Source organism: Mycolicibacterium chitae (assembly GCF_900637205.1).
Classification (GTDB): domain Bacteria; phylum Actinomycetota; class Actinomycetes; order Mycobacteriales; family Mycobacteriaceae; genus Mycobacterium; species Mycobacterium chitae.
In genome coordinates this window covers 3,013,680-3,032,514 of record NZ_LR134355.1, presented here as the reverse complement: position 1 = coordinate 3,032,514, position 18,835 = coordinate 3,013,680, and the positions used below count along the sequence as shown (strand labels likewise).

Below are 18,835 nucleotides of genomic sequence, written 5' to 3'. Positions count from 1 at the left end.
TCCAAGGGTATTGAAGCAGGTAGTCTCGCCGGACATGGCCAAAGCCGACATCGCCGCGCTGTTGGCGCTCGCCGCGGCCGTGTTCATCGCCCTCGGCGACGTGGTTCATCAACGTTCGGCGCACCAGGTCACGGACGCCGAGATCGGTCGATCGGGGCTGTTCCTGCGGTTGCTGCGCGACCGGGTCTGGTGGCTCGGCAGCGCCGTGGCGGCCGTCGGGTTCGCCCTGCAGGCCGCCGCGCTGGGCCTGGGTTCGGTGCTGCTGGTGCAGGCGGTCCTGGTCACCTCGCTGCTGTTCGCGCTGCCGCTGAGCGCCCGCGCGGCGCGTCGGCGCGTGACCGGTTCCGAATGGACCTGGGCGGTGCTGCTGGCGGCGTCGGTCGTCGTCATCGTCACGGTCGGCAACCCGACGGCCGGCCAGACCCGCGCGTCGGCGCACGGCTGGGCTGTGGTCGCCGCAGTACTGGTGCCGCTGCTGGGGCTCGGACTGTGGGGCGCACGGCGGTTCGGCGGGTCGGTGCGCGCGGTCCTGCTGGCGTTGGTCTCCGGCGCGCTGTGGGGGGTGTTCGCGGTGCTGACCAAGACCGTGGTGGGTTTGCTCGGCGCCGGGATCCCGGCGCTGCTGCGGGCCCCGGAGCTCTACGCCTGGGTGGTCGTGGCCGTCGCCGGCACGGTCTGGCAACAGTCGTCGTTCCGGGCCGGGGCCATCACCGCGTCGCTGCCGGCGATGACCATCGCCGAACCGCTGGTGGCCTCGGTGCTGGGCATTGCGCTGCTCGGCGAGACGCTGCACCCGGGCGAATCGGGCTGGCTGGTCCTGGCCGCGGCGGTGGCGACCGTGGTGGTCGCGACCGTCGCGCTGGCCCGCGGGGAGGCGAGGACCACCAGCGGCGCCGGGGCCCGATAGCGTTGATGCCGTGTTGACGGCCGTCGCGATCATCCCCTCGGCGCCGGTGCTGGTGCCGCAACTGGCCGGCACCGCCGCCGACGAACTCACCGCCGCCCGCGAGGCCATCCTGGCCGCCGCGGCGGCGCTGCCCGACCGCTGGATCGCGGTGGGGACCGCACCACGGGCCGCGACCGTGGGCCCGCAGGCGGCGGGCACCTTCGCCGGCTACGGCGCCGACGTGCCGGTCCGGCTGTCGCCGAGCGCCGCGGAATCCGCCGAACTGCCGCTGTGCGCCCTGATCGCCGGCTGGGTCCGCGGGCTGGCGGCCCCGGCGGCGGTCGCCGAGGTGCGCTGCCTCGCCGCCGACGAGGACAACGCCGCGGCGGTGGCCGCCGGGTCGCGGCTGCGCGCCGAGATCGACGCCCAGGACGGTGCGGTCGGGGTGCTCGTCGTCGCCGACGGCGCCAACACGCTGACCCCCGGGGCTCCCGGCGGCCACGACCCGGACTCCGAGGTGCTCCAGCGGCGCCTCGACGACGCGTTGGCCGCCGGGGACGGCGCGGCCCTGGGCGGCCTACCGGTCGGGATCGTCGGCCGGGCCGCGTTCGCGGCGCTCGCGGGCCTGGTCGAGACACCCGCGCGCGCCGAGGAGTACTACCGCGGTGCGCCCTACGGGGTCGGCTACTTCGCGGGTGTCTGGCGGCCGTGAGACCCATCGCGGTGATCGGACCCACCGGCACCGGCAAGTCCGACCTGGCGCTGGACCTGGCCGAACGCCTGGGCGGGGAGGTCGTCAACGCCGACGCCATGCAGCTGTACCGCGGGATGGACATCGGCACCGCGAAGCTGCCGGTCGATGACCGCCGCGGGATCCCGCACCATCAACTCGACGTGCTCGACGTCGTCGAGACCGCCACCGTCGCGCGGTATCAGGCCGCCGCGGCGGCCGACGTGGAGGCGATCGCCGCGCGCGGCGGCCCGCCGGTGATCGTCGGTGGCTCCATGCTCTACCTCCAATCGCTGCTGGATGACTGGGCGTTCCCGGCGACCGACCCGGCGGTGCGCGGACGCTGGGAGCAGCGGCTGGCCGAGATCGGCACGGCCGCGCTGCACGCCGAACTGTCCCACCGCGACCCCGCGGCCGCGGCGGCCATCCGTCCCACCGACGGGCGCCGGATCGTGCGCGCGCTCGAGGTCATCGAGCTCACCGGCCAACCCTTCGCCGCCTCGGCCCCCACCATCGGCGCGGCACCGCGCTGGGACACCGCGATCATCGGATTGGACTGGGACACCGAACTTCTCGACGAACGGCTGCGGCTGCGCACCGCCGCGATGTTCGACGGCGGCCTGGTCGAGGAGGTGCGCGGCCTGTGCGAGGTGGGGCTGCGCGACGGCGTCACCGCCGCCCGGGCGCTGGGCTACGCCCAGGTGCTCGCCGACCTCGACGCCGGTGGCGACGGGGACGGCGCCCGCGAGCCCACGTTCATCGGTACCCGCCGCTACGTCCGGCGCCAGCGGTCGTGGTTCCGTCGCGACCCTCGGGTCCGTTGGCTCGACGGGTCGGCCGACGATCTGCTCGGTCAGGCCCTGAGCGTGTGGCGGCACGTATCCTGAACAGGTGAAGTTCGCCAAGGGCCACGGCACGCAGAACGACTTCGTGCTGCTGCCGGATCTGACCGCCGAGGTGGCGCTGTCCGCGTCGGCGGTCGCCGCGCTGTGCGATCGCCGCCGCGGGTTGGGCGCCGACGGTGTGCTGCGGGTGACCACCGCCGGCGCCGCGACCGCCGCGGGGATGCTCGAGGCGCTGCCGGACGGGGTCGGCGCCGACGACTGGTTCATGGACTACCGCAACGCCGACGGGTCGATCGCCGAGATGTGCGGCAACGGGGTCCGGGTGTTCGCCCACTACCTGTGCGCGGCCGGCCTGGAGTCCCGCACCGAGTTCGTCGTCGGGACCCGGGCGGGTGCGCGCGGTGTGGTGATGAATGCGGTCGGCGCGGTCGACGCCGAGGTCACGGTGGACATGGGTAAGGCCAATGCGTTCGGGGCCGGCGCGGCCACCGTCGGGGGCCGACGGTTCAGCGGGTTGGCCGTCGACGTCGGGAACCCGCATCTGGCCTGTGTGGACCCGACGCTGACCGGTGCGGAACTCGCCGCGCTGGACGTCGCGGCGCCGGTGCGCTTCGACGCCGCGCAGTTTCCCGCCGGCGTCAACGTCGAGGTGCTCACCGCGCCCGTCGACGACGCGGTGAGCATGCGCGTGCACGAACGCGGCGTGGGGGAGACCCGGTCCTGCGGCACGGGCACGGTGGCCGCCGCGGTGGCCGCGCTGCGTCATCTCGACGCCGATACCGGGACGTTGACGGTGCGGATCCCCGGCGGTGCGGTGCGGGTCACCATCACCGAGGCGACCAGCTACCTGCGCGGCCCGTCGGTACTGCTGGCACACGGCGAGTTGGCCGCCGACTGGTGGAGCGCGCAGACTTGATATTCGTTGGCGGGTACCACCTCGGACATGCCATCATCGGGCACTGCCCATGACTGACGAATCGCGTTTTCCCGTCCAGCCCACCGCCGGTGAACTGGCCCTCGACGACCGTACGGCGCTGCGCCGGGTCGCCGGGCTGTCGACCGAACTCGAGGACATCTCCGAGGTCGAGTATCGCCAGCTGCGCCTGGAACGCGTTGTCCTGGTGGGGGTTTGGACCGAAGGCAGCGCCGCCGACGCCGAGGCGAGCCTGGCTGAACTCGCCGCGCTGGCCAAGACCGCCGGCTCCGAGGTGCTCGAGGGGCTGATCCAGCGTCGCGACAAGCCGGATCCGTCGACCTACATCGGTTCCGGCAAGGCCCAGGAACTGCGCGAGGTGGTGTTGGCGACCGGCGCCGACACCGTCATCTGCGACGGCGAACTGTCCCCGGCGCAGCTCACCGCGTTGGAGAAGGCCGTCAAGGTCAAGGTCATCGACCGCACCGCGCTGATCCTCGACATCTTCGCCCAGCACGCCACCAGCCGGGAAGGCAAGGCGCAGGTCTCGCTGGCGCAGATGGAGTACATGCTGCCGCGGCTGCGCGGCTGGGGCGAGTCGATGTCGCGGCAGGCCGGCGGCCGCGCGGGTGGCGCCGGCGGCGGCGTGGGTACTCGCGGTCCCGGTGAAACCAAGATCGAGACCGACCGGCGGCGGATTCGCGAGCGAATGTCCAAGCTGCGTCGCGAGATCAAGGAGATGAAGAAGATCCGCGACACCCAGCGCGGTGGTCGTCGGCGCAGCGATGTGGCCGCGGTGGCCATCGTGGGTTACACCAACGCGGGCAAGTCCAGTCTGCTCAACGCGCTGACCGGGGCCGGGGTGCTGGTCGAGGACGCCTTGTTCGCGACGCTGGAACCCACCACGCGCCGTGGCACTTTCGACGACGGTCGCCCGTTCGTGCTCACCGACACGGTGGGCTTCGTCCGGCATCTGCCCACCCAGTTGGTGGAGGCCTTCCAGTCCACGCTCGAAGAGGTGCTCGACGCCGACCTGCTGGTCCACGTCGTCGACGGTTCGGACGCCAACCCGATGGCGCAGATCTCGGCGGTGCGTGAGGTGGTGGGAGAGGTCATCGCCGACCACGACGGCCGGCCGGCCCCGGAGTTGTTGGTGGTCAACAAGATCGACGCGGCCGACGAGCTGGCGCTGGCCAAGCTGCGCCGCGCGCTACCCGGCGCGGTGTTCGTCTCGGCGCACACCGGTGAGGGACTGGAGCGGTTGCGGCAGCGGATGGGGGAGTTGGTCGAACCCACCGACATCTCCGTCGACGTGACCATTCCGTACGACCGCGGCGACCTGGTGGCGCGGGTGCACGAGATCGGCCGCATCGACGCCACCGAGCACACCGCGGCCGGGACACGGATCAAGGCGCAGGTCCCCGCGGCGCTGGCCGCCGGCCTCAGCGAGTTCGCGACGGCCTGACGTCCCCGCCCGGGGGGTAAAACCGAAATCAGGTTCTCATTCTAGTACGCTGCCCGGATGACGAAGGGACGGCGCAGATGGGGCTGAGGGGTGAAGCCGCGATAGTCGGCTTCCACGAACTGCCGGCGGAGCGGAAACCGACCGGAAAGCCGGAGTTCCTGCTCGAGCAGTGGGCGCGGCTGGCGGCCGCGGCGGTGGCCGACGCCGGGCTGAGCGTCACCGACGTCGACGGGCTGGTCACCACCGGGGTCTTCGAGTCCGAGATTTTCGTCCCGTCCACCGTGGTCGAGTACCTGGGCCTGAAGGTGAACTTCGCCGAGTACGTCGACCTGGGCGGGGCCAGCGCGGCCGGCATGGTGTGGCGCGCGGCGGCGGCGGTCGAACTGGGCATCTGCGAAGCGGTGCTGTGCGCGATCCCGGCGAACTACCTGACCCCGATGCACCCCGACCGGCTGCCGAACATGGGCGACGCGCTGCACTTCGGCGCGTCGAGCTTCCGGTACGGCTCCCCGCAGGCCGAATTCGAGATCCCCTACGGCTATCTGGGGCAGAACGGGCCCTACGCGCAGGTGGCGCAGATGTACGCCGCCGCCTACGGCTACGACGAGCGCGCGATGGCCAAGATCGTCGTCGACCAACGGGTCAACGCCAACCACACCCCCGGCGCGGTGTTCGCCGACAAACCGGTGTCCGTCGAGGACGTGCTGGCCAGCCCGATCATCGCCGCGCCGCTGCACATGCTCGAGATCGTCATGCCGTGCATGGGCGGTTCGGCGGTGCTGGTGACCAGTGAACGCCTGGCGCGCAAGGGCAAGCACCGTCCGGTGTGGATCAAGGGCTTCGGGGAGCGGGTGCCCTACAAATCGCCCGCCTACGCCGAGGACCCGCTCAACACCCCGATGCAGCACATCGCGCCGCGGGCCTTCGCCATGGCCGGGGTGACGCCGGCCGACATGGACATGGTGTCGATCTACGACTGCTACACCATCACCGCCCTGCTCACCCTCGAGGACGCCGGGTTCTGCGAGAAGGGCAAGGGCATGCAGTTCGTGTCCGGGCGGGATCTGACCTTCCGCGGCGATTTCCCGATGAACACCGCGGGCGGCCAACTCGGCTACGGTCAGCCGGGCAACGGCGGCGGCATGCACCACGTGTGCGACGCCACCCGCCAGCTGATGGGCCGGGCGGGCCAGACCCAGCTCGCCGACTGCAACCGGGCCTTCGTGTCCGGCAACGGGGGCGTGCTCAGCGAGCAAGAAGCCCTTGTCCTGGAAGGGGATTAGCCGCCATGACCGCAGCCATGACCAGGCCCGTGCCGCTGCCCACCCCGGTGTCACAGCCGTATTGGGACGGGTTGGGCCGCCACGAGGTGTGGATCCAGTACTCGCCGTCGCTGGACCGCTACGTGTTCTATCCGCGCGTGCTGGCACCGGGCACCCTGGCCGACGACCTGGAGTGGCGCCAGATCTCCGGGGCCGGCACGCTGGTCAGCTTCGCCGTCGCGCAACGGCCCGTCGCGCCGCAGTTCGCCGATGCGGTACCGCAGCTGCTGGCGGTCGTCGCCTGGGACGAGGGGCCGCGGTTCGCCACCGAATTGGTGGACGTCGAACCCGACGAGCTGGCCGTCGGGATGCCGGTGACGCCGGTGTTCGTGGACGGCCCCGACGGCGGGCCCACGCTGCTGAAGTACACGGCCCGCCGATGAGAGGATGCGCGTCGTGGCACTGGCGATGAGCGAGGAACAGAGCGAACTGACCGCCGCGGTGGCCGGCTTCGCGCAGCGCCACGCGCCGCTGGACAAGGTCCGGGCCGGTTTCGAGGACCTGGCCGCCGGCCGCGCACCCGAGTTCTGGGATGCGTTGGTGGCCCAGGGCTTTCACGCCGTCCACCTGCCGGAGTCCTGCGGTGGCCAGGGCGGCGATCTGCTCGACGCGGCCTGCGTGCTCGACGCCGCCGGCTACGCGCTGCTGGCCGGCCCGCTGGTGCCGACCGTCATCGCCGGGGCGATCGCCGCCACCGCCGATCCCGGGCCGGCCGCCGAGGCCCTGCTGGCCGACATCGCCGCCGGCGCCCCGGCCGCCGTCGTCCTCCCCGAGGCCGGGCAACTGCGCGCCACCCCCGTCGACGGCGGTTGGTCGCTGCGCGGCGAGGTCGGCCCCGAACTCGGAGTCTGTGCCGCGCAGCGCATCCTGGTCAGCGCGCGCACCGACGCGGGGGACACGATCTGGGTGGTGGTGAACCCGGCCGACGCGGGCGTCGGGGTCACCGCCGCGGCACCGACGGACCTCACCCGGGACGTGGGCACCCTGCGGGCCGCCGATCATCTCGTCGCGGGTGCGGCGGTGATCCCGGGTCTCGACGTGGCGCGGGCGCGCTGCACCGCGGTGGCGGCGTTGGCCGCCGAGGCCGCCGGCATCGCCCGCTGGTGCGCCGACAACGTCATCGCCCATCTCAAGGTTCGCGAACAGTTCGGCAAGCCGATCGGCGCCTTCCAGGCGTTGCAGCACAAGGCCGCCCACCTCTACGTCCAGTCCGAACTCGCCGCCGCCGCCGCGTGGGACGCCGCCCGGGCCGCCACGGCGCCCTCGGCGCAGCAGCGCGAGGTGGCCGCGGCCGGCGCGGCGATCGTCGCCAATGCCGGGCTGCCCGACCTGGTGCTCGACGCGCTGACGATGTTCGGCGCCATCGGCTACACCTGGGAACACGATCTGCACCTGTACTGGCGCCGCGCCATCAGCATCGCGGCGGCCGGCGGATCGGCGGGCAGTTGGGCGCGCGCGCTCGGCGAACCCGACGCGGTGGCCCGCGACTTCTCGGTGACGCTGCCGGAGGCCGAGACCGAATTCCGCGCGCACGTCGTCGAAATCCTGGGCCGGGCGGCGCAATTGCGTAACGACACCCCGGGCCGGCAGAGCCCGGACTACCTCAACCTCTACAGCGGCGCGCAGCGTGATGTGCTGGCCGACGCGGGGCTGCTGGCCCCGCACCTGCCGGCGCCGTGGGGTATGGCGGCCACCGCTGCCCAGCAGCTGATCATCGCCGAGGAGTTCGAGAAGCACCCGGAGGTCGTCCGGTCCTCCCTCGGCATCGCCGAATGGATCCTGCCGACCATCCTCGCCGCCGGTACCGAGGCGCAGAAGGAGCGCTTTGCGCAGCCCATCCTGCGCGGCACGGTGGCCTGGTGCCAGCTGTTCAGTGAGCCCGGCGCCGGGTCCGATCTGGCGTCGCTGAGCACCCGCGCCACCCGCGTCGACGGGGGTTGGCGGATCGACGGGCAGAAGGTGTGGACCTCCTCGGCGGACCGGGCCGACTTCGGTGCGCTGCTGGCCCGCACCGATCCGTCCGCCGCCAAGCATCGCGGGATCGGGTACTTCCTGGTCGACATGACGACACCGGGCATCACCGTGCGCCCCCTGCGGACCGCGACCGGTGAGGCGCACTTCAACGAGGTGTTCTTGGACGACGTGTTCGTCCCCGACGACATGCTGGTGGGTGGCCCGACCGACGGCTGGTCGCTGGCGGTGGCGACGATGGCCAACGAGCGTGCGGCCATCAGCGGCTACCTCAAGGACGACCGGGAGGCCGTGCTGCGGGCGCTGTTCGACCGTCCCGGCGTCGACCGCGACGGGTTGACGCGCGCGCTCGGCGAGGTCCGGGCGGCCACCAACGCGGTGGCGGCCCTGGGCCTGCGGGACATCCTCAACCGGCTGGCCGGCCACTCGCCGGGGCCGGCCACCAGCATCGCCAAGGTCGCGACCGGCGTCATCCTGCGCCGGATCGGCACGGCGGCAATGGAATTCGCGGGACGCGGCTCGATGGTGGAGCAGCGCGACGGCACCGCGCTGGCCCATGCGCTGCAGCTGCCGGCCGAATTGATCGGCGGGGGGACCATGGAGGTCCAGCTCAACATCATCGCGACCGTGATCCTGGGGCTCCCGCGGAAATGACGGCGGCCTCGGGCACCGACCTGCCCGCCTACAAGCAAGCGCGGCGCTCGCAGATCGTCGCGGCGGCGATGGCGGCGCTCAAGGTCCACGACTACGACCAGATCCAGATGCGCGACATCGCCGAGGACGCCCAGGTGGCGCTGGGCACGCTGTATCGCTACTTCAGTTCCAAGGAGCACGTCTACGCCGCGGTGCTGCAGGAGTGGGCCCGGCCGGTGTTCGTCGCCGAGGGGGCCGACCCGCGACCGGCGGAGGCGCGGGTGCGGGCCAAGGTGGCGACCATCCTGGCCAGCTTCGAGCGGTGGCCGGGCTTCTTCCGGGTCTGCATGCTGCTGCAGAACTCGACCGACCCCAACGCCACCGCGCTCATGGCGGAGTTCTCCGACGCCGCCGTCGACACCCTGGCGCGCGACTTCGCCGCACTGGGCGAACAGGCCGCCGCCGACGCGGCCGTCATGCTCTGGGCCGTCGTCAACACGGTGCTCTCGGCGGCGATCCTGCGCGGCGATCCGATGGCCGACGCGGCCCGGATCAGCAACGCCTTCGTCGACCTCATCGCGCCGCGGTTGGCCGCCGCCGAACAACGCTGATCCCCGATTCTCTACCAACCACCCGGTTGAGATATCGTCGGACCAGAACCTGACCGTTTGATCAAACTTTTCGTCGGAGGCCCCGTGAGCAACGCCACGCTGTATCAGCGCACCCTGTTCGAGCCCGAGCACGAGCTGTTCCGGGAGTCCTACCGGGCGTTCCTGGACAAGCACGTCGCCCCGCACCACGAGCAGTGGGAAAAGGACAAGATCGTCGACCGCAGCGTCTGGCTCGAGGCCGGCAAGCAGGGCTTTTTGGGCATGGCCGTGCCCGAGGAGTACGGCGGCGGCGGCAACGACGACTTCCGCTACAACGCGGTGATCGGCGAGGAGAACACCCGCGGCCGCTACAGCGGGCTCGGGTTCACGCTGCACAACGACGTCGTGGCGCCGTACCTGCTGCGCCTGGCCACCGAGGAGCAGAAGCAGCGCTGGCTGCCCGGCTTCTGCAGCGGTGAGCTGATCACCGCCATCGCGATGACCGAGCCGGGCACCGGCAGCGACCTGCAGGGCATCAAGACCCGCGCGGTCAAGCAGGGCGACCACTACGTCCTCAACGGCTCCAAGACGTTCATCACCAACGGCATCCTGTCCGACCTGGTGATCGTCGTCGCGCAGACCGACCCGGACAAGGGCGCGCTGGGCTTCTCGCTGCTGGTCGTCGAGCGCGGCATGGAGGGCTTCGAGCGCGGCCGGCACCTGGACAAGATCGGTCTGGACGCCCAGGACACCTCCGAGCTGTCCTTCACCGATGTGAAGGTGCCTGCCGAGAACCTCCTGGGCGAGGAGGGGCAGGGCTTCATCTACCTAATGCAGAACCTGCCTCAGGAACGCATCACGATCGCCATCTCGGCCGCCGCGGCCATGGAGGCGGTCCTCGAGGAGACCATCGAATACACCAAGGAACGCAAGGCCTTCGGCAAGCCGATCGGCAGCTTCCAGAACAGCCGGTTCCTGCTGGCCGAGCTGGCCACCGAGGCCACCGCGGTCCGCATCATGATCGACGAGTTCCTCAAGATGCACATCGACTCGCACCTCTCGGCCGAGCAGGCCGCCATGGCCAAGTGGTACGCCACCGAGGCGCAGGTGAAGCTCATCGACCGGTGCCTGCAGCTGCATGGCGGCTACGGCTACATGCGTGAGTACAGCGTGGCGCGCGCCTATCTGGACGCCCGCGTGCAGACCATCTTCGGCGGCACCACCGAGATCATGAAGGAAATCATCGGGCGCAAGCTCGGAGTCTGATAGCGGCCATTAGCCGCACGGGTGTTGAATCACCGTCGGATATCAATAACGCGCAGACCGGTCGCGGCTGCACGTTATTCACGACAGCAGTGGGTATTGTCTGCAAAATGACCTCAATATGGCTTCACGCTGCGCCGATACGGGGAGCGGTCGCGGCGGGGTCGCTTTGCGGAAGTGCAGCGGTCGGAAAGCGTGGGTGGGTTTGATGACACGGCAGCGAATGGCATTCGGCTTTATCGGCCGAGCGGTAATGGGATTGGCGTTGGCGGCGGCCACCGCGGTGCTGTACGCACCCGCGGCCACCGCCTCGCCCGAGAGCGACGCCGCGGCGGCCATCGATGCGGCGTGGAACGCCGCCGGTGGGGACGCATCACAGTTGGGTCCGCGCGACGGTGGGGTCTATCCGGCGGGGGCGGGCTTCGGTCAGAATTTCGCCGGCGGCGCGATCTTCTTTTCGCCGGCGACCGGCGCGCGGACCATGCACGGCGCCATTCTCGAGAAATACCGCGCCCTCGGTGGCCCCGCGGAAAGCGATCTCGGCTTTCCGAAGATCGATGAGGGCCCGGGCCGGGTGAGCCCCGAGAGTCGCAACTCGACCTTCAATGCCGGCGACAATCCGGTGATCTTCTGGACCCCGGAGACCGGGGCCTGGGTGGTGCGCGGCGCCATCAACGCGGCCTGGGATCAGGTCGGCGGGTCGTCCGGGATCCTCGGCGTGCCCATCGAGGACGAGAGCTACGACGGTGATGTCGTCACGCAGCGCTTCACCGGCGGTCTGCTGTCGTTCGACACGCGGACGCGGACCTTCACCACCGAACCGCCGGAACTCGCCGGTCAGCTGGCGGACCTGAACATCCCGTCGGACCCGGCCTCGGCGATCGCCGCGGCCTGGCGCGCCAATGGGGGAGCGGACGGACCGCTGGGCGCCCGCGCCGGTGGCCCGTACCCGATCGGTGCGGGCGGCACCGCCCAGGACTTCGCCGGCGGCAAGGTGTTCTACACGCCGGAGACCGGGGCCTTCGCCGTCACCGGGGACATCCTGGCCAAGTACGAGTCGGCCGGCGGACCGGCCGGCGACTTCGGTTTCCCCGTCGCCAGCGAGGCCGACGGCGGCGTGCCCGACAGCCGGGTGCAGGCGTTCTCCGCGCCCGACAATCCGGTGATCTTCTGGACCCCGGACCACGGCGCGGTCATCGTGGGCGGCGCGATGAAGGCCGCCTGGGATGAGCTCGGCGGCGCCACCGGCGAGTTGGGCGTGCCGACCGGCGACCAGAACACCGAGGGCACCACCGTCACCCAGCAGTTCAGCGGCGGTGAGCTCGCCTGGAACAGCGCCGACAACACGTTCAGCAGCGACCCGGCCAACCTCGCCGAATCGCTGGCCGGACTCGAGGTGCCCAACGCGCCGGTGCCCAGCACCCCGCCCGCGGCGCCGGAGCCCGCCGACGAGGGCGGCGTCACCTGGCAGAACTGGTGGCTGTGGTGGATCATCCCGCTGGCCCTGCTGCTGCTGGGCTCGCTGTACGCCTGGATGGCGATGAGCAAGCGCCGCTCGGACCGGTCGGAGCCCGACTTCGACGAGGACGCCGACGACGCCCGGTATGACACCCGCTACGGCGAGGACGCCCGCTACGGGGAGGATCCGCACGACGGGCACGAGGGTCACGAGGACTTCCGCGGGGAGTCCAGCCGCTGGTCGTCGCGCTCGGACTTCGCCGAGACCGACGACGACGGTTACGACGACGGCGGCTACGACGAGGGTGGGAACTACGGCAAGGGCGGCTACCTCGCGCCGCCGGTGTGGTCGGAGCGCGAGGCCGAACCGGCCACGACCCGCTTCGACGAACTCGGCGACGACGGGCTGTTCACCCACCACGGCGGGGTGCAGGACTCCGGGCTGGCCCACCTCGACGACGACTTCGAGGAGCCGATCGCCGACGAGGATCCCGACGCGGTGGACACCGCCCCGACGCGGGTCGTCGGTGCGACCGACGACCAGCCCGAGCCTTCCGGTGGGCGCCATTCGGCCTTCGGTGACGAGTCGCGCCGTTCCTGGGATGCGCCCGAGGACGACGACTACCTGCCGGGCCCGGGTTCGCTGTTCGCGCCGGTCTACGGCGCCGCGCCGCCGCCGGCCCCCGAGTACACCGACGACGTTCGGTTCGGTGCCCACGCAGAGGCCCCGGCACCGCCGGAGCCCGCCGAGCAGGATCGCGATGCGGGGCCGCCGCCGGACGCCGGCGCACCGCCGGCCATCCATCTACCGCTGGACGATCCGCACCGGGCCCCGGACGGCTACCCGATCAAGGGCAGCATGCGCACCGGCCGGTATCACGTCCCGGGCACACCCGGTTACGACGAGACCGTCGCCGAAATCTGGTTCGCCAGCCCGGAATTGGCCGAGGCGAACGGCTTCAGCCGGGCCGACTAGGGCCGTCGATCAGATCTAGGGCCGTCGATCAGATCTTGCGGATGACGGTGACGACCTTGCCGAGCACGGCGGCGTCGTTGCCGGGGATCGGGTCGAACGCCGGATTGTGCGGCATCAGCCACACCTGACCGGCGTTGCGCTTGAAGGTCTTCACGGTGGCCTCGCCGTCGATCATGGCCGCGACGATGTCGCCGTTGTCGGCCACGCTCTGCTGCCGGACCACCACCCAGTCGCCGTCGCAGATCGCGGCGTCCACCATGGATTCGCCGACCACCTTGAGCAGGAACAGCGAGCCCTCGCCGACGAGTTCGCGCGGCAGGGGGAACACATCTTCGACGGCCTCCTCGGCCAGGATGGGCCCGCCGGCGGCGATCCGGCCGAGCACCGGCACGAAGGTGGGCTCCGGCAGGGCGTCCGAACCGGCCACGTCGGTCACCACCGCGGGCTGGGCGTCGTCCACCCCGCGCACGTCCACGGCGCGCGGACGGTTCGGGTCCCGGCGCAGGTAGCCCTTGCGCTCGAGCGTTCGAAGCTGGTGTGCCACTGAGGAAGTGGACGTCAACCCAACCGCGTCGCCGATCTCTCGGATGCTGGGCGGGTAGCCGCGGGTGGTCACCGAGGCGCGGATCACCTCGAGGATGGTGCGTTGCCGTTCGGTGAGCGAGGTGTCGCGCGCGCCATCGCGTTTGGCGCCGGAACCTGACTTGGCGTCTGCGGGGGTGCTGCCGGATTCGGTGTCAGCCATGGCAACGAATTTAGCCCTCCCGACCTGGATAATCAAACATGTGTTCGACGTGTGTCGGATCGCCGGGTCGAACTTCTTGTCGGAGGTCGGGTTTATCGTTCGGCTACGGTTCGATCACATGTTCGGTTTCGGGCTTTCCTTCGAACAGATGGTCGATTAGCTTTCGAACATAGGAGCGAACGGATGTACGGCTCGCATCGACCGGAAGGATCGGACATGACACACACCAGCGTTTACCCCCAGGCGTGGGAGACCGCATTCGCCGCCGCACCGGCGGAGTTCGACGCTGGGCAGCCGCGGGCCCCGCGCCGGGGCCGGGCGCTGCCCAGGGTGGTCGACGGCGGCCGTCCCGGACCGAGCCGCCCCGCCCCGATGGCGCCGCGGTATCGCGGCACCGGCGTCCGGATGTCGCGGGCCGTGCACACCCGGCGCCCGGCCAAACAGGTCCGGCCCGTCACGATCGTCGGCCTGGCGCTGTTGGCCGGCCTGATCACGATGTGGCTGGGCGCGGTGGCGCAGTTCGGCGAGGCGGTGCGCGACGCCTCGGCGCCGGTGCCGAATCAGCTCGCGGTGGTCCAGGTGAAGTCGGGGGAGACCCTGGCGCACCTGGCGGCCCGGGTCGCACCGGAGGCGCCGGTGAGCAGCGTGGTCGACCGGATCCGTGAACTCAACGAGCTGCAGTCACCGGTGATCGATGCGGGCCAGACCCTCATCGCCCCGGTCGGCTGAGTCCGATGACGGTCGTGGAACTCGGCTCGGTGACTCGCGCCAGATGGGCGCGGGTAGTCTCTGAGACGACCAGTTCATCTCAATGCCGGGGCGATGAAGGAGTGGACATGCACTGTCCTTTCTGCCGTCATCCCGATTCGCGCGTGGTGGACTCCCGCGAAACCGACGAGGGGCAAGCCATCCGCCGGCGCCGCTCGTGTCCGGAGTGTGGGAAGCGGTTCACCACGGTGGAGACCGCGGTGCTGGCCGTCGTCAAGCGCAGCGGCGTCACCGAACCGTTCAGCCGGGAAAAGGTGATCAGCGGCGTGCGTCGGGCCTGTCAGGGCCGTCAGGTCGACGACGATGCGCTCAACGTACTGGCCCAGCAGGTCGAGGACGCTGTACGCGCCTCCGGTCCGGAAGTGCCCAGCCACGAGGTCGGGCTGGCCATCCTGGGTCCGCTGCGCGAACTCGACGAGGTGGCCTATCTGCGGTTCGCCTCGGTGTACCGGTCGTTCAGCTCCGCCGAAGACTTCGAACGTGAGATCCAGGACCTGCGCCGCCACCGCGAGGGCCTGGCCGCGGGCTGATCGACGGCCCCCTCAGTCGAGGTGGCGCACCCCGTCGTCGACGACGGCGCCCGCGACGCGCACCCATCCGTCCGAACTCCACTGCGTCTCGATCCGCGAGCCCTTGCCCTGGATGATGACGAGATCCTGGCTCAGATAGTCGGTGATCCGCACCGCGGCCGAGCCGGTCGCCTCGTCCTCGGGCACTCCCATGTCGGGCGCGAACATCCGCGCGCGGATTTCTCCGGCGTTCTTGTCGGTCCACGTCCACAGGTAGTGGTCGACGTCGTCGGGAAAGTCGTCGGGATCGGCGGCCAGCACCTCCTCGACGGAGGCAAGGTCGTGGATCGCGAACTCGGGGGCCCACTCGGCCCGCGCGCTGATGGCCGTCAGCTGTTCGGCCCCGACGTCGTAGCTGATCTGGACGATACCCGCCGGAACCCGCAGCGTGTGGATCGGATGGCCCTGGGCCCGTAGCCACCAGGCCGCCCCCACCGTCGGGTGCCCGGCGAACGGCAACTCGGCGGCGGGCGTATAGATGTGGGCCGTCGTGCTGGCCTTGCTGGCGGCCGGCAGGTCGATGAATACGGTTTCGCTGTAACCCAATTGAGTGGCGAGGGGCTGGCGATCCTCGGGCGGCACGGTCGCCGCGTCCACCACGCCGAGCGGGTTACCGAATTCTCCCGCCGAGTCGGTGAACACCCGCAGCACTGTCACGTCGGTAGCCATGGCCCGACTCTACTGCCGACCTCCGGTGGCGTTCGGCCGCCGAGCTAATCGTCGTCGGCGAACGGGTCCTTCCCGCCGTCGTTGGACTGCTGTGCCAGAAAGCGTTCGAACTCGGCGCCCAGTTCGTCGCCGCTGGGCAGATCCTCGTCGCGGGCCAGCAGCGAACGGTTCTCCTGTGCGGCCATGAACGCGTCGTACTGCTGCTCCAGCGCGCTGACGACCTGGGCGACCTCCGCGCTGGCCTCGACCTGCTCGTCGATCTTGGCGCGCACCTCGGCGGCGGCCTGGGTCAGCGCCTGGGTCGGCAACTCGAGCGCGGCCGAGCGGGCGACCTCGTCCAGCAGCGCTTGGGCCGCGGCCGGGTATTCGGTCTGGGCCAGGTAGTGCGGCACGTGCACGGTGAAGCCCACGACCTCGTGACCGTGCTGGGCCATCCGGTACTCCAGCAGGCTCGAGACGCTGCTGGGTACCTGGACCTCACCGACCCACGGCGTGTGCTCGGTGATCAACTCGCGGTCGTTGGCGTGCGCGGTCAGCGAGATCGGACGGGTGTGCGGTACCGCCATCGGGATGGCGCCCAGCCCGATGGTGCGGCGGACGTCGAGGCGTTCGGCGAGCAGGCGCACCGCGCTGATGAAGCGCTCCCACTTGAGGTCCGGCTCCAGGCCCGCCAACAGCAGGAACGGCGTGCCGACGCTGTCGCGCAGCGCGAACAACGACAGCTCGGGGTCCTCGTAGTCGGTGAAGCGGTCGGTCTTGAACGTCATCAGCGGTCGCCGGGAGCGGTAATCGAGCAGCTCGTCGATCGCGAACGACGCCACCAGCTCGGTGTCGAGGGCCTCCTTGAGGTGCGCCGCGGCCAGCTTGACCGCGTGCCCCGCGTCGGAAAAGCCCTCCAGCGCGTGCAGCAGCACCGGCCCGCGGCCGTCGGCGTTGGACAGCTGCGGCGCGGGAAACTCCAACTCGTACATACCGGTCTGCTCGGGCTGATCGTGACCTGGTACGTGAGCCATATGTCTCGCCTCCTCGTTACGACTGGGCAACCCGTCGGCTACCGGCCGTACCTCTAAGTGTCCCTCAAAACGTCGCAGCAAACACATCGGGACTGCGACATACCGATCTCAACGCGCACCGGCGCGCTCGCAGTCCCGGTTTCGCCCAATGCGGAATCACTCACAGTTCGACTTTCCTCCACAACATGGCGGCCTACCGGGCGCACGAGAGCCGACGGCGACGGTGCCGGTTGCGACCGTTCGGGCATGACACCGAAGAACCCCGATTTCGTGCTCAATCGTCCGGCGGCGCTGATCGCCGCCGTGCCCGCGGTGCTGGGCTTCGCCCCGCAGAAATCCCTGGTCCTCGTCGGCGTGGACCGCGGCCAGATGGGCGCGGTCATGCGCGTGGATCTGACCGACTGCCTCGGCGGCGACCTGGACCATCTCGTCGACGTCGCGTCGGCCTCCCACGCCGACGCGGTGATCGCGGTGATCGTCGACGCCGAGGGTGCCGCGTGTCGGCTGTGCAATGACTCCTACCGGGAGCTCAGCGAGGACCTCGGCGAACTGCTCGCCGATAACGGCGTCGTACTGCTCGACACCCACGTGGTGGACCGCATCGCGGCCGGCGGCCGCTGGCACTGCGTCGACGGGTGCGGTGCCGGCGGGCGGATCGACGATCCGTCCTCCTCGCCGCTGTCGGTCGCGGCGGTGCTCGACGGGCGTCGGCTCTACGGCAGCCGTGCGGAGTTGCAGGAAGTGATCGCGGTCGACCTGGAACGCGATCCCGCGGCAATCGCGCGGACAGTAGCCGAACTGGCCGCCGCCGAGCAGGCCGCGCCCGCCGAGGACCCGGACGTGGCCCGTGGTCGTACGGTCCGCCGGATCATCGCGGCGATGGACCGGCTCGCCGCGGGTGCGAACCTGACCGATGCCGACCTCGCGGCGCTGGCCTACGCGCTGACCGACCTGATCGTCCGGGACATCGTGTACGGCCTGGCGGTGGGCGAGGCCGCGGCCCGGGCGGAGGCGCTGTGGGTGCTGCTGGCGCGGGGATTGCCGGGGCCGTGGCGCGCCGAGGCGCTGACCCTGCTGGCGTACTCCGCCTATGTGCGCGGCGACGGACCGTTGGCGGGGGTGGCGTTGGAGCAGGCGCTGCGCGTGGATCCCACGCACCGGATGGCGGGACTGCTAGATGACGCGCTGCAGTCCGGGCTGCGGCCGGAGCGGATCCGTCAGCTCGCCTCGACCGGGTACCGGCTCGCGCGGCAACTCGGCGTGGAGTTGCCGCCGCGGCGACCGCCCCGTGCCGCGGGGTGACCGCGCGGGTCTAGACCTTCTCGACCTTCACCGCGTGCGCCATCTCGTGGGGGAGATCCACGTTCTCATGGCCGGGGATCACGATGGTCACCTCGCCGGGCGGGTTCACGATGGCGGTGACGCGGGCGTTGGGCACCACGCCGGCGTCCTTGAGTCGGCTGATCAGCATGATGTCGCCCTGGACGTGTTCGGTCAGCTGGCGCACCACGACGGCGACCGGGGACCCTGCGGGCAGCTCGGTGAGCCGCACCAGGTTGTAGTCCTCGAACCGGTCGGACGGGCCCAGCCCGAGTTCGGAGAGACCGGGGATGGGATTGCCGAAGGGGGAGACGGTCGGGTTGTCGAGCACGGCGACCAGGCGGCGCTCGACCTCCTCGCTCATCACGTGCTCCCACTTGCACGCCTCCGCGTGCACGTCCTCCCACGGCAGACCGATCACGTCCACCAACAGGCGCTCGGCCAGCCGGTGCTTACGCATCACGGCGACGGCCAGCGACCGTCCCTTCTCGGTGAGTTGGAGGTGCCGGTCGCCGGCGACATTCAGTAATCCGTCGCGCTCCATCCGCGACACGGTCTGGCTCACGGTCGGCCCGCTTTGTTCCAGCCGCTCGGCGATTCTCGCGCGCAGCGGGATCACGCCCTCTTCCTCGAGGTCGTAGATCGTCCGCAGGTACATCTCGGTGGTATCTACAAGGTCGTTCATCTGGCACCCTCCGT

At 70.8% G+C, this 18,835-nt stretch carries 18 protein-coding genes; 14 read left to right on the top strand and 4 right to left on the bottom strand.

Features of this window, described 5'->3' with window-relative positions; all coding sequences use genetic code 11:
- Positions 1-34 precede the first annotated feature (34 nt).
- The 11 genes from EL338_RS14340 (at position 35) to EL338_RS14290 (ending at position 13,052) form a co-directional block, all read left to right on the top strand.
- Entirely contained in the window at positions 35-907 is an 873-nt protein-coding gene (locus EL338_RS14340) for a DMT family transporter (protein WP_126334364.1), read from the top strand.
- A 10-nt stretch (positions 908-917) separates the two neighbouring features.
- Positions 918-1,598, top strand: a complete 681-nt coding sequence (locus EL338_RS14335; protein ID WP_126334363.1) for a class III extradiol ring-cleavage dioxygenase family protein — start codon at positions 918-920, stop codon at positions 1,596-1,598.
- On the top strand, positions 1,595-2,503 hold the full coding sequence (miaA, locus tag EL338_RS14330) for a tRNA (adenosine(37)-N6)-dimethylallyltransferase MiaA (RefSeq protein WP_126334362.1): 909 nt from the start codon (positions 1,595-1,597) through the stop codon (positions 2,501-2,503). Before EL338_RS14335 ends, miaA begins: the two co-directional genes overlap by 4 nt.
- 4 nt (positions 2,504-2,507) lie before the next feature.
- Positions 2,508-3,377: a diaminopimelate epimerase gene (gene dapF, locus EL338_RS14325; RefSeq protein ID WP_126334361.1), complete on the top strand. Its 870-nt coding sequence runs from the start codon at positions 2,508-2,510 to the stop codon at positions 3,375-3,377.
- Positions 3,378-3,426: 49 nt separating this feature from the next.
- Positions 3,427-4,839, top strand: a complete 1,413-nt coding sequence (gene hflX, locus EL338_RS14320; RefSeq protein WP_126334360.1) for a GTPase HflX — start codon at positions 3,427-3,429, stop codon at positions 4,837-4,839.
- A gap of 77 nt (positions 4,840-4,916) precedes the next feature.
- Positions 4,917-6,122, top strand: coding sequence for a thiolase family protein (locus tag EL338_RS14315; protein WP_126334359.1), 1,206 nt, complete (start codon positions 4,917-4,919; stop codon positions 6,120-6,122).
- Between the two features lie 5 nt (positions 6,123-6,127).
- A complete protein-coding gene (locus EL338_RS14310) occupies positions 6,128-6,544 on the top strand; it encodes a Zn-ribbon domain-containing OB-fold protein (protein ID WP_372943467.1) in 417 nt (138 codons plus the stop codon).
- A gap of 13 nt (positions 6,545-6,557) precedes the next feature.
- Positions 6,558-8,786: an acyl-CoA dehydrogenase family protein gene (locus EL338_RS14305; protein ID WP_126334358.1), complete on the top strand. Its 2,229-nt coding sequence runs from the start codon at positions 6,558-6,560 to the stop codon at positions 8,784-8,786.
- Entirely contained in the window at positions 8,783-9,376 is a 594-nt protein-coding gene (locus tag EL338_RS14300; protein WP_126334357.1) for a TetR/AcrR family transcriptional regulator, read from the top strand. Before EL338_RS14305 ends, EL338_RS14300 begins: the two co-directional genes overlap by 4 nt.
- 84 nt (positions 9,377-9,460) lie before the next feature.
- Positions 9,461-10,621, top strand: coding sequence for an acyl-CoA dehydrogenase family protein (locus EL338_RS14295; protein WP_126334356.1), 1,161 nt, complete (start codon positions 9,461-9,463; stop codon positions 10,619-10,621).
- Positions 10,622-10,826: 205 nt separating this feature from the next.
- Entirely contained in the window at positions 10,827-13,052 is a 2,226-nt protein-coding gene (locus EL338_RS14290) for an LGFP repeat-containing protein (RefSeq protein ID WP_126334355.1), read from the top strand.
- A gap of 28 nt (positions 13,053-13,080) precedes the next feature.
- Here EL338_RS14290 and lexA read toward each other — a convergent pair whose 3' ends face one another.
- Positions 13,081-13,797 carry a transcriptional repressor LexA gene (gene lexA, locus EL338_RS14285; protein ID WP_126334354.1) on the bottom strand — a complete coding sequence of 239 codons (717 nt, stop codon included), beginning with the start codon at positions 13,795-13,797 and terminating at the stop codon, positions 13,081-13,083.
- 216 nt (positions 13,798-14,013) lie between these two features.
- Between lexA and EL338_RS14280 the strand changes: the two genes are divergently transcribed.
- Together EL338_RS14280 and nrdR are read left to right on the top strand one after the other, a co-directional pair.
- Complete coding sequence (locus EL338_RS14280) at positions 14,014-14,526, top strand: LysM peptidoglycan-binding domain-containing protein (protein WP_235666148.1); 513 nt, start codon at positions 14,014-14,016, stop codon at positions 14,524-14,526.
- A 107-nt stretch (positions 14,527-14,633) separates the two neighbouring features.
- A complete protein-coding gene (nrdR, locus tag EL338_RS14275) occupies positions 14,634-15,095 on the top strand; it encodes a transcriptional regulator NrdR (RefSeq protein ID WP_126334353.1) in 462 nt (153 codons plus the stop codon).
- Positions 15,096-15,107: 12 nt separating this feature from the next.
- Here the strand turns inward: nrdR and EL338_RS14270 are convergent, their stop codons facing one another.
- The gene (locus EL338_RS14270) at positions 15,108-15,803 is read right to left on the bottom strand and encodes a PhzF family protein (protein WP_126334352.1); all 696 of its coding nucleotides are present in this window, start codon (positions 15,801-15,803) and stop codon (positions 15,108-15,110) included.
- Between the two features lie 44 nt (positions 15,804-15,847).
- Positions 15,848-16,816 (bottom strand): proteasome assembly chaperone family protein, encoded by a 969-nt coding sequence (locus tag EL338_RS14265; protein WP_126334351.1) that lies wholly within the window; start codon positions 16,814-16,816, stop codon positions 15,848-15,850.
- 246 nt (positions 16,817-17,062) lie between these two features.
- Between EL338_RS14265 and EL338_RS14260 the strand changes: the two genes are divergently transcribed.
- Positions 17,063-18,118 carry a DUF4192 domain-containing protein gene (locus tag EL338_RS14260; protein WP_126334350.1) on the top strand — a complete coding sequence of 352 codons (1,056 nt, stop codon included), beginning with the start codon at positions 17,063-17,065 and terminating at the stop codon, positions 18,116-18,118.
- Positions 18,119-18,128: 10 nt separating this feature from the next.
- Here the strand turns inward: EL338_RS14260 and EL338_RS14255 are convergent, their stop codons facing one another.
- A complete protein-coding gene (locus EL338_RS14255; RefSeq protein ID WP_126334349.1) occupies positions 18,129-18,821 on the bottom strand; it encodes an iron-dependent transcriptional repressor DtxR in 693 nt (230 codons plus the stop codon).
- Positions 18,822-18,835 lie beyond the last annotated feature (14 nt).

Bases quoted from the DNA above. Each gene is read 5' to 3' on its own strand.
- EL338_RS14340 (WP_126334364.1), top strand. From the start codon at position 35: ATGGCCAAAGCCGACATCGCCGCGCTGTTGGCGCTCGCCGCGGCCGTG.
- hflX (WP_126334360.1), top strand. From the start codon at position 3,427: ATGACTGACGAATCGCGTTTTCCCGTCCAGCCCACCGCCGGTGAACTG.
- EL338_RS14315 (WP_126334359.1), top strand. From the start codon at position 4,917: ATGGGGCTGAGGGGTGAAGCCGCGATAGTCGGCTTCCACGAACTGCCG.
- EL338_RS14310 (WP_372943467.1), top strand. From the start codon at position 6,128: ATGACCGCAGCCATGACCAGGCCCGTGCCGCTGCCCACCCCGGTGTCA.
- EL338_RS14300 (WP_126334357.1), top strand. From the start codon at position 8,783: ATGACGGCGGCCTCGGGCACCGACCTGCCCGCCTACAAGCAAGCGCGG.
- EL338_RS14290 (WP_126334355.1), top strand. From the start codon at position 10,827: ATGACACGGCAGCGAATGGCATTCGGCTTTATCGGCCGAGCGGTAATG.
- lexA (WP_126334354.1), bottom strand. From the start codon at position 13,797: ATGGCTGACACCGAATCCGGCAGCACCCCCGCAGACGCCAAGTCAGGT.
- EL338_RS14280 (WP_235666148.1), top strand. From the start codon at position 14,014: ATGACACACACCAGCGTTTACCCCCAGGCGTGGGAGACCGCATTCGCC.
- nrdR (WP_126334353.1), top strand. From the start codon at position 14,634: ATGCACTGTCCTTTCTGCCGTCATCCCGATTCGCGCGTGGTGGACTCC.
- EL338_RS14270 (WP_126334352.1), bottom strand. From the start codon at position 15,803: ATGGCTACCGACGTGACAGTGCTGCGGGTGTTCACCGACTCGGCGGGA.
- EL338_RS14265 (WP_126334351.1), bottom strand. From the start codon at position 16,816: ATGGCTCACGTACCAGGTCACGATCAGCCCGAGCAGACCGGTATGTAC.
- EL338_RS14260 (WP_126334350.1), top strand. From the start codon at position 17,063: ATGACACCGAAGAACCCCGATTTCGTGCTCAATCGTCCGGCGGCGCTG.
- EL338_RS14255 (WP_126334349.1), bottom strand. From the start codon at position 18,821: ATGAACGACCTTGTAGATACCACCGAGATGTACCTGCGGACGATCTAC.